We start from the raw sequence: 13,377 nt of genomic DNA on the forward strand, positions 1-13,377 counted from the left end.
TTTAATGGGAATTGAAGCATATCAGCAACAAGGCGCAGTATCAAATGACCCTTACATGCTTGTACTAAAGTTATATGAAGGAAGTATAAAATATTTATCTTTTGTAAAGCATGCAATGGAGACAGGTGACGTAGAATCTAAGTTCACTAATATTAATAAAACAGTAGCTATTTTTGATGAATTACGAAATGTACTTGATTTTGATAGTGGAGGAGATGTTTCTTATTATTTAGACGGCTTATATTTATATCAAATAGAAACATTGTTCACAGCAGGTGTTGATGATAATATCAACGCAGTAGAACAAGTAATGAAAGTTGTTCAAGGTTTAATTGACGCATGGAAAGAAGAGACAGGTCTTTAAAGGCATTAGATGAGTTAATATATATTGACTCTTTAGACTCTTACGAAAGAGCAGACGCTCTTGTAAGATGGTATGAGAAGTATTTAAGTAATGGAGACATTACTAACTTTGATTTAGAACTTGAAGACTTAAAAAAACTTCAAGAACTTTTTTATAAAAGTGTAGATTTTTTAAAAACTCACAAAGAAATTACAAGAAAAGAGATTGTTGAAAATAGAAAAGTAAGAAAGTTTACTTAAGCTATTTTCTCTAATATTTCTTTTATATCCAAAAAATTAAAAATATAAAATCTTACATTTTTAGGAATCTTATTTATTCTACAAATTTCTTTAAACTCTTTTGTTAAAACAATATTTTTAATATAAGGGCAAATATAAATATAATTTTCAAAAATAGTTACTACTATTTTATGTGAAACAACTAACTCTTTTTGAGCTAATATTTCTTTTCTTTGTTTTTTTGTAAGAAGTATTCCTCTTCTTTTTAAACTTTCATCAATGATTTTAATATTTAAATTATCATCTTTAGTATTTTTGAAAATCTCTAAATCTTTTTCTTTATAAAGCAAGGAATTTGTATTTTTCAATGATTTTAAATCTTCTTCTAAGTATTCAAAACTATTACTGATTCCTTCTTCAAACTCTTTTATAAGTCTATTTGAAAAATGTTTTCTAAAATAATTTCTCTTAAATTTTTCATTATCATTTGAACTATCAATAAAATACTTAATATCATGCTTTTTTAAGTAGCATTCTAATTCATTTCTTGATGTGTTAATAAGAGGTTTAAATACTTTGTAGTTATTTCTAGTTGATTGTAATTCGAAAGATAGAATCTCATTTAAGCCAGCTCCTTTAGTAAACTGCATTAAAAACCACTCTAACTTGTCATTTAGTTGATGTGCAGTAATTAGAGACTCATAGTTGTCTTTTTCAATTATCTCATCAAAAAAACCATATCTAATATCTCTTGCTTTTTTTTCAAAATTTGAAGTATTGTCTAAAACAACTTCTTTTAAAAAAATCTTTTTATTGTATTTTTTTGCTAATTCTTTTGCATAGGCGACTTCTTCTTTAGACTCTTTTCTAAAGTTATAATCTACAATGGCAATATCAAAGGAAATATCTTTTTTTAGTAAAAGAAAAAAAAGAGCAGAAGAATCAACACCTCCTGAAAATCCTAATAGATTTTTTTTTGTGTTGATTACTTCAAAGTTTTTAGTTTGCATATTCTTTTGTAACAGTTGCTAGTAGTTTGTCTCCTACTAATTCTGTAATTTTAACTCTGTATTTACCACCAAATTCAATCTGTTTTGCTTCACTGTTTTCATCTAGTAGTTCATTGTCGTTAATATAAATTTCTCCATCAATTTCTGGAGCCCAAGCTACTTTTCTTGCACTTAATAAATACTCATGTTCATCACTTTCTCCATCAACATAAACATCAAACTCATTTCCGATCTCTTGTGCTAGTGATTCAAGTGTAGTCTCTTTTATAATCTCACCTAGAATTTCAGCTCTTGCATCTATAATCTCTTGTGGAACTTTATCTAACATATCATATGCACTTGTTCCTTCTTCATCTGAGTACGAGAATACATTTGCTCGGTCAAACTTATAGTTTCTAACAAAATCACATAACTCTTCAAAGTCTTCTTGAGATTCTCCAGGATGTCCTACAATAAATGTTGTTCTTACAAAAGAGTTTGGTACTGCTTTCATTGAGTTCATTAGCTCTTTTAATTTTTCAACACCTTTTCCTCTTTTCATAATTTTTAAGATATTAGAAGAGATATGTTGTAAAGGCATATCAAAATAGTTTTCAAATACAGTTGAGTTTTTAATTTTTTCTATTAGCTTTAAAGTTGTTGTACTTGGATATAAATAAAGAATTCTTGCACTTTGAACTCCTTTGATTTTTTCAACTTCTTCAATAAGCTTTTCAAGTCCATTATTAATATTCAAATCTCTTAAATAAGAAGATGAGTCTTGTGAAACAAATGAGAAATCTTTATATCCATTAGAAACTAGATTTTTAACCTCTTTTACAAGTGATTCTAAAGTTCTAGAATGAAGTTTACCTTTAAAACTAGGAATAGCACAAAATGAACAGGTTTGATTACACCCTTCACTTAGCTTGATATATGCATGGTAAGAAGAACCTGTAATAACTCTATCATTTGATTCATCTAATAAGAATACTTCATCAGTAAAAGCAGATCTTTTTTCATTTACAAGTTTGTCTATTTTGTCATAGTCTCCAACTCCTGTAAAAATATCAATTTCAGGAAGCTCCTTTTGTAGCTCTTCTTGATATCTTTGTGTTAGACATCCTGCCATTACTAAAACAGACTCTTCTTTTCTTTCATCATGTAAATTTAAAATTGTATTAATACTCTCTTCTTTTGCACTATCAATAAATCCACAAGTATTTACGATAATTACATCAGCAATAGTAGGATCATTGATTATTTCATACTCTTTTAGTTTTCCTAACATGATTTCTGAATCAACAAGGTTTTTAGTACACCCAAGGCTAACTAAATGTAAAGTTTTTGTAGGTTTTGTTTCGCTAAATCTCATTCTTTTTTATCTTTTTAAATTTTTTGCGAATTTTAGCATAATATCAGGTTTTTGTAAATTATATTAGCTGAAAGTTTTATATTAATTTTGTATTGTAATTATAAAAATAGAAGTATTCTTTAAAGGTGTACTTTAATTAGTACACCTTTTATAACCAAATATTATCAAGAAGTCTTGTGTTACCAAATCTAGCAACTACAAGTATAATAGAATTTTTTAATTCAATCTCTTGGATTTCATTAAAGTTTCTATCTACAATAGCAATATATTCTACATCTAAGGTCTGCATTATTTCTTGCATTTTTCCTTTTATAATAGAAGCTGTTCTTTCACCTTTCCCAACTTGTGAAGCTGCTAAATATAAAGCTTTAGAAATAAGTAAAGCATCTTTTCTTTGAATATCATCTAAATAAATATTTCTAGAACTAAGTGCTAAACCATCTTTTTCTCTTACTATCTCACAAGGTATTATTTCTATTGGCAAGAATAGATTTTTAACCATTTTTTGAATAAGTGTTAATTGTTGAGCATCTTTTTTTCCAAAATATGCACGTGTAGGTTGAACTAAATTAAAAAGTTTTAAAACAACTTGTAAAACACCATCAAAATGTCCAGGTCTAGATTTGCCTTCTAAAACATAACTATTATTACAAGCTTTAATTAGAATTTCTTCATTTGTGTACATTGAAGAAATTTCAGGCATAAATAGATAATCAACCTTGCACATTTCACATATTTTTTTATCTGCCTCAGTTCGTCTTGGATAAGCATCTAAATCTTCACCTGGAAGAAATTGTGTTGGATTTACAAAGATAGAAACTACAACTACTTCATTTTCATTTCTTGCTTGTTTTATTAAAGAGATGTGTCCATCATGAAGTGCTCCCATAGTAGGAACAAAACCTGTAGTTTTACTTTTATTAGAAGAAGTTACTTCTTGAAGTTCTTCTATAGTTTTTAAAATTTTCAAGACTTTCCTTATAAAGTTTCTTTTTTTGAAGTTTATTACAAAATTGCTTATGTTTTATTATTTTGCATCGTAATTTGGGTTTAGTTTTAATAATATTAAATCAGCGATCATATTTCCAAGAAGTGTAAGTAAAGCACCAATTATAAGTATTCCCATAATAACGGGGTAATCATGGCTTAAGGCACTTTGGAAGAATAATAAGCCCATTCCATTTATTGAGAAAATTGATTCTAATATTACACTTCCTCCAATTATTCCAGGAAGAGATAATCCAAGTAAGGTTATAACAGGAGGATAAAGATTTGGTAAAATATAGTATTTAAGGATTTGACTTTTTGTAAGTCCTCTTGCTTTTGCAAAAAAGATATAATCAGATTTTAAAATCTCAATTACAAGTGACCTAACATAAAGAGTTAAACTTCCAATTCCTGCAAAAGTGATTATAGAAATTGGTAAAATCAAGTGCCATGCATAATCTAAATAGTAAGTTAAACTTCCATCATCTGCAACGGAGTGAAGTCCAGCAATAGGAAGGATTTCTAAGTGAATAGAAAAAACCATTATTGCAATTAACGCTAAATAAAAAGAAGGCATGGAAAAGCTTACTAGTGAAAGTTGACTAGCAAACTTGTCAAATAAGGAATTTTTATTTAAAGCTGCTTTTATACCTAAATAAAGAGAAATTATAAAGATTAAAAACATTGAAATGATATTTAGTGTTAAAGTTACAGGTAGTCTTTGTAATATTTCATTTTTTACTAGCTCTCCACTTGCAAAAGATATTCCGAAATCAAGATGTAAAATTGCCCATATCCAAGAAAAAAATTGTACATAAAGAGGTTTATCTAAGCCATAAATAGCTTTTAGTTGCTCAATAGACTCTTTTGTGATGTTTGGATTTAGTTCTCCACTTGCAAAAAAAGAGTTAGGAGCTAGATTTATAGCTATAAAAGAAATAAGACTTATAATAAAAAGCATAATGATTAAATATAATATTTTTTGTAGAAAAAGTTTCATATTGCTTCAAGCCTTGTATAAATTCATTATGAAATAATATCAAAAAGTTTGTTATATAAAAACAATAATTAAAAAATTTATATAGATATTAAAAATTACAAGGTAAAATATATCCATTAAAGCTCAAGGATTTATATGTCAAAAGACGATTTAGTAGTTGTTGGAATTGGTTCAAGTGCAGGAGGTTTGGAAGCTTTACAAACTATGCTTTCAAATTTAGGTGAAGTTGACAATTGTGCTTTTGTAATTGCACAACATTTAAGTCCTACCCATAAAAGTATGATGGTTGACTTGTTATCAAGAACTACAAATATTCCAGTAATTGAAGTAAAAAATGCTCTTAAAATTAAAGCAAAAACTATTTATATGACTCCTGAAAATACTGATATATGTGTAAAAAATGGTAAATTATTTTTAAAAACACTTGAACAATCCTTTGGTCCTAAACCTTCAGTAAACTATTTCTTTTCATCTTTAGCAAGAGACTTTAAAGAGAATGCAATAGGAATTATTCTTTCTGGAACAGGAAGTGATGGAGCCCATGGAATTAGAGCTATAAAAGCAGAAGGTGGAATAACAATAGCCCAAGCTCCAACAACTGCAAAATATGATGGTATGCCTTTTTCGGCAATTAATACAGGAAAAGTTGACCTTGTCGTTTCTATTGAAAAATTAGGTTCAGAGATAAGTGATATAGTAGCATCTTTAGATGAAAAACTAGAGTTATCAGTAAATGATAGAATTTTACAGCAAATTTATAGATTACTTTTTAATGAATTTGGTGTTGACTTCTCTTTATATAAAAAAAATACTTTAATAAGAAGAATAGAAAGAAGATTAGCAGCTTTAAAGCTTAAATCTTTGCAAGAGTATATTAAAATATTATCTGATTCAAATGATGAACTAAACAATCTTTATCATGATATCTTAATTGGAGTAACTGCATTTTTTAGAGATAAAGAAGCATTTGAAAAATTAGAAGCTCAGATTAAAACAATTATGTCTAAAAAAGAGCAAGGTGAAGAGATAAGATTTTGGTCAATTGGTTGTTCAACAGGAGAAGAAGCATATTCTGTAGCTATTCTTTTATCAGAAATTCTAAAAGAGAAAATATCTAAGTACAAAATTAAAATCTTTGCAACGGATATAGATGATGAATCTTTAAAAATAGCAAGAACTGGTATTTATCCAGAAACTTCATTTGAAGGTGTAGATAAAGAGATAATAAAAAAATATTTTACTGTACAAAAGAATCATTTTGAGATAAAAAAATCACTTCGAGAATTAGTAATATTTTCTAAACACAATATTATTAGTGACTCACCTTTTTTAAGACTTGATTTAATAACCTGTAGAAATATGCTTATATATTTTAGTAATGATTTGCAAAATAAATTCTTTCCAATTATTCATTATGCACTTCGTGACAATGGAATATTATTTCTAGGAAAATCAGAATCAATTGGACAACATATTGATTTATTTAGTTTAATTGATAAATCATCAAAAATTTTTAAAGCACAGTTTACTGGAATAAAAGAACCTCCAAAACTGTATAACTATTCTTCTGGCTATAAAAAAGCCGAACTAATTGAAAGTAATAGTTTAAAAATAAGAAATGAAGAAGAATTTTTAGAAAGTGTTGTTACTGATGCTTTAAAAGAAGTTTTATTAAAAAGTTGTGTAGTAGTAAACTCTTCGAATGATATTGTTTATATAAAAGGTGATATTCCTTATATAAAACCAAGAGAAGGAAAGATAAGTAATAATATTTTCAAATTGTTAAATGATGATATTTCCTTAGATTTAAGAAATGCCTTAAACAAATCATCAAAGGGAAAAACTGTACAAACAACTCAATTTAGATCAGTAATTCTTTTTGAAGATATTGTTAGATACGTAAGACTTATAGTAACTCCAATTAAAGATGAAAAAAGTGATGATTGGTTATATACTATATTTTTCCAGTCAGAAGAGTCTCATGATATAAAGGAAAATATAGTTTATGAAGGTAATGAAAATGAGTTAATTCAAAAGCTAACACAAGAATTAGATAGTACAAAATCACATTTACAAAATGTTATTGAAGAGTTAGAAACTTCATATGAAGAGATGCAAAGTTTAAATGAAGAATTACAAAGTTCAAACGAGGAGCTACAAAGTTCAAATGAAGAATTAGAAACAACTAATGAAGAACTACAAAGTACAAATGAAGAGTTACAAACTGCATATTCTGAATTAAGAGTTTTATATGAAGATAAGGACAAAAGAGCAAAACAACTTGAAGAATTAACTTCTAAATTAGGAAATAAAACAGAAGAGTATAGAAAACAAAAAGAGATTACAGAATTAATTTTAAATACAGCTCCCATTGCAATAACAATGGTTGATAATCATGGAAAACTAACTTTTGCTAATGATTTTGCACTGGAATTATTTGATATAAGTAAGAGTGAAATTTTAAATAGAACCTACGATAGTAAAGAATGGAAAATTAAAACTTTTTCAGGGGAGGATTTTTTAGAAGAAGAACTGCCTTTTTTTGTTATAAAAAGAACATTTGAACCCATTTATAATGTAAACCAATCAATACAAAGAGGAAATAAAAGAATTTTCTTATCAGTAAGTGGTTCTCCTCAATTTGATTTTGATGGGAATTTCCAAGGCGCAGTATTTTGTATAGAAAATTTAACAGAAAACCATACCTTACAAAATAATATTAGCCAATATGAACAAAGATTAAGTCATAAAAATAAAAACTTATTTGAAAATAGTAGTTTAAGTCTTTTTGAGACATCTTTATTAGATATTAATTCAAGTATTAGAAATCTTTTAGGGGAACTTTCTTTACAGTTAAATAGTATAGAAGGAAATGAAAAAGAACTTACTTTAGGCAATAAAAAAATAAATCTTATTTCATCAATATTGGAGGAAAAAATAAACTTTTACACTAATGATATACACTTTAAAGAAGAATCCTTATTTAATAGTGTAAATAGTTTTTTAAATAGTTTTGATAATGAAATAATTTATTGTAAAAACAGAGTTAAAAATCATAGTGAAAAGATAGTTGGTGTTAAAAAACTCTATGAAAATATGTATGGTATTTTTGATTTTTATGTGAAACTTTCAACGGGACTTGGTTTGAATACTGTATCTTTAGAGTTAAGTGAAAAAGATGTTAAAGGTATTTCTTACTTAGTGATAAAGTCAAATATAAAGATAAATACAAAAGATGAAATCTCTTTTTTAAATAAACTTCTTGAGGTTTTTTCTTTCAAGTTTGATTATAGTTATAAAGAGCAATTAACTATTTCAATTCAAATTTAAGGTTAAAAAATGAATCTTGTTAATTTGATAGTACAAAATAATAATACTAAAGATAGCTATAAAAAATTATTGAAATTAAGAGATTATGAAATTAATAAAATGTTTATACTATGTGAGGAACCTTGTACATTAAATGGGAAGCTCTCAATAATTGATATAGAAGATAAACAAGGAGTATTAAATTTATCAAATATTAGTTTTAAAGAAGAAGGAGTTTTTATACTTATCTCTCCTTTTTCTCAAAAACAAATTCAGGTACCAAAAGAGTTTCTAAATCAAAAAATTTTTTATTTAACAAAACCTATAGATATATTTAAATTTGATACCATATTAAAAGATTCATCAAAACAAACAAATAAAGGTAAATATTTAAAGAGTATAGAAAAGACAATAATTGATGCAGTTGATAATACTTCATTAAGTATTGCTATATACAATAACAAAGGTTTTTTAGTTTATGCAAACACTCTTTACAAAAAGTCAAATAAAATTGAAAATAAGAAAATATTTCATTTTGATGATATAAAAAACTGTGAAATAGATTTTACTTCAATTATTCAAAACCTGAAAACAAAAGAGATTTATACTATACAGAAAAAGCAAAATAATCAATGGTTTAAATCTTTTTTTTATAAGACCTCTGGAAAAAATATTGTTCATTTTTGTATGAACAATACTAAAGAAAAAGAGTATATAGAAAACTTAAAAAGATCAGCAAAGTTTTTTGAACATAGTAATGAAGGTGTTTTAATAACAGATAATGAGAATAAGATAATAACTATTAACGATGCCTTTTGTAAAATAACGGGATATACCAAAGATGAGGTTATAGGTAAAACTCCAAAGATATTGAGATCAGGAGTACATGAAAAATATTTCTATGAAAATTTATGGGATTCTCTAATACATCTTGGTTCATGGCAAGGAGAAATCTGGAACAGACGAAAAAATGGGGAAGTTTATCCAGAATGGTTATCTATCACAAAGGTAATAGATAAAAATACAAATGAGTTAAACTATATGGCAATTTTTACTGATATTTCTTCTTTAAAAGAGACAGATAAAAAACTTCAATTTTATGCAAACCATGACCATTTGACTGGACTTTTAAATAAAGCGCAGTTTGAAAATATGTTAAATAAAACAATAGCAAAAGCAGTGCGAAATACTAGAAAATTTGCTTTATTGTTTATTGATTTAGACAATTTCAAACAAGTAAATGACACAGCAGGTCATGATATAGGAGACTTAGTATTAAAAGAGCTTTCTTCACGTTTTCAAAAAATCCTAAGAAAAGAAGATATTATTGCAAGAATAGGTGGAGATGAATTTAATGTAATAATTGACAATATCACAGAATTAAGTGATGTTATTTTAATTTCTAAAAAATTAAATGATGAAATAAATAAGCCATTTTTAATAAAGAATAAAACATTTTATCTCTCTTTATCTATAGGAATTTCCATTTTCCCAACTCATGGGTTAAATGCAAGTGATTTATCAAAGAATGCAGATTCAGCAATGTATGAAGTGAAAAAAAATGGAAGAAACTCTGTAATGGTTTATAATAAAACTATGACAGAAGATTTGATGGAAAAAGTATCCTTATATACAGATTTAAAAGAAGTAACTAAACATAAAAAATTTGAATTATATTATCAGTTAGTGGTAGATACAAAAAAAGAGAATGTAATAGGAGCTGAAGCACTAATTAGATGGAAACATCCTGAAAAAGGATTTATTAGTCCTGAGGTTTTTATTGAATCTGCAGAACATCATGGTTTTATAGAAGAGATTGGTGAGTTTGTATTAAAAAAAGCTTGTGAGAGCCTACCTACTTTATTAAATAAATTTGGTAAAGATTTTGTATTAAGTGTAAATGTCTCTGCACAAGAATTGATTGTGAAAAATTATTTTGAAAAAGTGAAGACTATATTAAATGATTTTAATATTTCTTCCAAAAACATTGAATTAGAAATTACAGAAACATCAGTAATGAAAGATAGTGAAAAAGCAATAGAAGTACTTAAAAAGCTTAAAAAAGAAGGTTTAAGTATTGCAATAGATGATTTTGGTACAGGTTACTCTTCTTTGAGTTATTTAAAAAAGCTTCCCGTTAATAAAATTAAGATAGATAAATCATTTATTTTAGATATGATAAATGATAATGATGATAATGATATGGTAAAAGCAATAGTTAATATTGCAAATATATTTAAATATGAAATACAAGCTGAAGGTGTTGAAACTTTAGAACATACAAAACTATTAAAAAAACTTAATGTTGATGTTGCACAAGGTTATTATTACTGTAAGCCTAGTCCAATCGAATATATTATCCAAAATGATTGGAGTTTTAAAAATGAATATAAATAAACGGAAAAAAGTTTATGAAGCTTTAAAAAGACACTCTTTTGAAATAACAATGGATTTAGAAGAACAAATAAGAAATTCAAAATTGCCAATGATAAAAGATACTTTACATATAATACATGAAAGTGAGATACATTACATAATAAAATATCACTTTAAAATGATTTTAGTAGCTTTTTATTTTGAAAAAGCTACTTTTTTCTTAGAGTATCAGCTTTGGCTTTATAGAGTCTATTTTTTTAAAGAAGTTAATTTAGATTTTTTTATTTTCTTAAATAGACTTTTTGAAGAAGTATGTAAAAAATATATACTTAAAAAAGATTGTCTTGAAATTGAATCATTGTCAAATGAACTTGAAAATGAACATGAAAATCTAAAGAAAGAAGCTTCATATAAAAGATATATTCTAGAAGATACGCAAGCTGAGGATTTTGCAAAAAATCTAATAATTGGAAATAATCATTATATAACAGATTTTTTTAATAAAAAAGTCTCAAATATTAATGAATTTCTAGAAATTTATAACACTACAATATCAAATGCAATGAAATATGTTGGGTTTAAATGGGAAGCAAATGAAATCTCAGTTGCTAAAGAACATATAGCAACAAATACATTAGAAGAGGTAATTTTAAGTATTATTGAGAATTTAAAGGAGTCTGAAGATAAAGATAAACATATCTTTTTAACAGCAGCACCCCATGAATATCATGGACTTGCTATAAAAATAGCAGCATTAGTATATAGAAAACTTGGATATAAAGTCACTTCTTTAGGAACAAGTATGCCAACAAAAGAAATAAAAAAAGCAATTATGGAGTTTAAACCTGATTACATTATTTTTTCTGCTACTTTAAAGGCAAGTTTGATCGATATAGCTTTAATTATTGATGAAATAAAAAAAGATAAAAAGATCTTTCCTCAAAACTTAGTAATAGGAATTGCAGGGGCTGCTTTCGAAAATATTATAAATCCTTCAAAACTTTTTAAAACAGATTTTTATTTAAATAAGTTAGAAGAGATTTAATAATATTTAGGAAACCTTATTGTAAAGCAAACTCCATCTTCAAAATTACAAACTTTTATACTAGATGTAAATTTTTTTACTATCTGTTCACAAAGATAAAGACCTATTCCTGTTCCTTTACTGCTACTTTTAGTTGTGAAGTTTAAATCAAATAATTTAGGTAAATTATCTTCATGTACTCCCCCTGCATTATCTACATATTTTAAAATATGATTTTTATTATCTTCTTCAAAAAATATAGTTATCTTTCTATCTTCTATATTATTTTCATTGAAAGCATCCCTTGTGTTAGTCAAAAGATTTATAAGTACATGTTTAAATTGGTTTTCAATAACTTTAACTTTGAAATCTTTTTCATACTCTATTTCTACTATTATTCTATTTTTTGTTAATTCATCTTTTAATAAAACTAAAACTGAATCTATCAAGACTTTCATAGAAATTAATTCAGAGTTTTTATCAGGTCTAAAAAAAGATCTAAATTCATTTAAGGTATCAACTAAATGCTTTGTTTGTCTATCTATCTCCCCTAAGTCATAAGCTATATTATCTAATTGTTCAATTCTATTTTCTATTTCACTTATTGTTATACCACTATTTTGAGCATAAAGGCGAATTATCGTTAAAGGATTTAGCCATTGATGTGCTATTATATCAATCATTTCACCCATTGATGCAAGCTTTGCTTGTTTTTCTATAAACTTTTCTTGGCTTATTCTTTTCTCTAACTCTTCTTGTACTTTTACTTCAAGGTTACTTTTTATTTCATACTCTTCTTGTATATCCACAAGAGAAAGCATAATTAATGAGTTATCTAACATATATTCTTTAGCATTAAATTTAAATCGTCTTCTATTTCCAAACTTGCAAAGAACATCAATCTCAATGGGAAATTTTTTATAATCTTTATTAACTATCCAAGATATTATTTTCTGGATATTATTTCTTTTAATATAAAAAAACAAAGACTTAATCATTAATTTTGAATTTGAAATTCCTAAATATTCATCTGCAAGGTGATTAAATCTTTTAATCTCTAAATTAGAATCAATTAGTAAATATGGAATAGGAGCATCTAAAAATAAAGATGAGAATTCTTCATTTAATGCTTGTAGATTTTTATCTTTTTGAATTAATTCATCATTTTGAGCTAATAGTTCTGCTTGGTAAATATTTAGTTCTTGGATTAATGAATCAGAATCAATTTTTGAAGAAGATTGAGTAAATTCATTAAAAATTCTATTTGTAACTTGGTCTTCATATAATGGCTTTGATTTTATTCTATAGCTACTTTTACTTATATCTTTTTGAATTCCTAAAAAAAATTTTAATAATCCAGTTTTTTTATCAAAGATTGGACTTACTTTTACTTCATTATATATAAGTTCACCATTTTTTGTATAGTTTCTTAAAACAGTTTGAGCTTCTGATTGTGTATTAATAGCATCTCTTATAATTTCAAGATTTGCTTGGTCTTTATCAGTTCCTTGTAAAAACCTACAGTTTTTACCTACTGCTTCATCAAAACTATATTCAAAGGTTTCTGTGAAAGCTTTATTTACATAAATTAAAGGATTGTCTTCTTGATTAGGATCACTTATTGTAATACCATTTCTAGCTTGATCTATTATTTCAAAGAAATGTTCTTCAAGCTCACTCTTAATTTTATCTTTATTTTTCATACTAACGTCCTAAATATATAAATATTTTATAT

General features: G+C 26.0%; 10 protein-coding genes. 5 read left to right on the forward strand and 5 right to left on the reverse strand.

The window, feature by feature from the left end; translation table 11 throughout:
* Positions 1-4: 4 nt before the first annotated feature.
* Both fliS and CRV01_RS02335 read left to right on the forward strand, forming a co-directional pair.
* On the forward strand, positions 5-364 hold the full coding sequence (gene fliS, locus CRV01_RS02330) for a flagellar export chaperone FliS (RefSeq protein WP_129006639.1): 360 nt from the start codon (positions 5-7) through the stop codon (positions 362-364).
* Entirely contained in the window at positions 340-603 is a 264-nt protein-coding gene (locus tag CRV01_RS02335) for a hypothetical protein (RefSeq protein WP_129006640.1), read from the forward strand. The genes fliS and CRV01_RS02335 overlap by 25 nt, the downstream gene beginning before the upstream one ends.
* Here the strand turns inward: CRV01_RS02335 and tilS are convergent.
* From tilS to CRV01_RS02355, 4 genes are all read right to left on the reverse strand, one after another.
* On the reverse strand, positions 600-1,592 hold the full coding sequence (gene tilS / locus CRV01_RS02340) for a tRNA lysidine(34) synthetase TilS (RefSeq protein WP_129006641.1): 993 nt from the start codon (positions 1,590-1,592) through the stop codon (positions 600-602). The genes CRV01_RS02335 and tilS overlap by 4 nt on opposite strands.
* Entirely contained in the window at positions 1,582-2,946 is a 1,365-nt protein-coding gene (gene rimO / locus CRV01_RS02345) for a 30S ribosomal protein S12 methylthiotransferase RimO (RefSeq protein WP_129006642.1), read from the reverse strand. Before rimO ends, tilS begins: the two co-directional genes overlap by 11 nt.
* 148 nt (positions 2,947-3,094) lie before the next feature.
* Positions 3,095-3,916, reverse strand: coding sequence for a pantoate--beta-alanine ligase (gene panC, locus CRV01_RS02350; protein ID WP_129006643.1), 822 nt, complete (start codon positions 3,914-3,916; stop codon positions 3,095-3,097).
* Positions 3,917-3,973: 57 nt separating this feature from the next.
* Positions 3,974-4,933 (reverse strand): ABC transporter permease, encoded by a 960-nt coding sequence (locus CRV01_RS02355; RefSeq protein ID WP_129006644.1) that lies wholly within the window; start codon positions 4,931-4,933, stop codon positions 3,974-3,976.
* A gap of 135 nt (positions 4,934-5,068) precedes the next feature.
* On the opposite strand from CRV01_RS02355, the gene CRV01_RS02360 reads away from it, so the two are divergent.
* The 3 genes from CRV01_RS02360 to CRV01_RS02370 are packed head-to-tail and all read left to right on the forward strand — an operon-like array spanning position 5,069 to position 11,663.
* On the forward strand, positions 5,069-8,263 hold the full coding sequence (locus CRV01_RS02360) for a CheR family methyltransferase (protein WP_129006645.1): 3,195 nt from the start codon (positions 5,069-5,071) through the stop codon (positions 8,261-8,263).
* A 9-nt stretch (positions 8,264-8,272) separates the two neighbouring features.
* A complete protein-coding gene (locus tag CRV01_RS02365; protein ID WP_129006646.1) occupies positions 8,273-10,639 on the forward strand; it encodes a bifunctional diguanylate cyclase/phosphodiesterase in 2,367 nt (788 codons plus the stop codon).
* Positions 10,626-11,663: a B12-binding domain-containing protein gene (locus CRV01_RS02370; protein WP_164970001.1), complete on the forward strand. Its 1,038-nt coding sequence runs from the start codon at positions 10,626-10,628 to the stop codon at positions 11,661-11,663. Before CRV01_RS02365 ends, CRV01_RS02370 begins: the two co-directional genes overlap by 14 nt.
* On the opposite strand, the gene CRV01_RS02375 is transcribed toward CRV01_RS02370, so the two are convergent.
* Positions 11,660-13,345, reverse strand: a complete 1,686-nt coding sequence (locus CRV01_RS02375) for a sensor histidine kinase (protein WP_129006648.1) — start codon at positions 13,343-13,345, stop codon at positions 11,660-11,662. The two genes, CRV01_RS02370 and CRV01_RS02375, sit on opposite strands and share 4 nt — an antisense overlap.
* Positions 13,346-13,377 lie beyond the last annotated feature (32 nt).

Origin of the sequence: Arcobacter sp. CECT 8983 (genome assembly GCF_004118855.1) — a bacterium.
Classification (GTDB): Bacteria; Campylobacterota; Campylobacteria; order Campylobacterales; family Arcobacteraceae; genus Halarcobacter.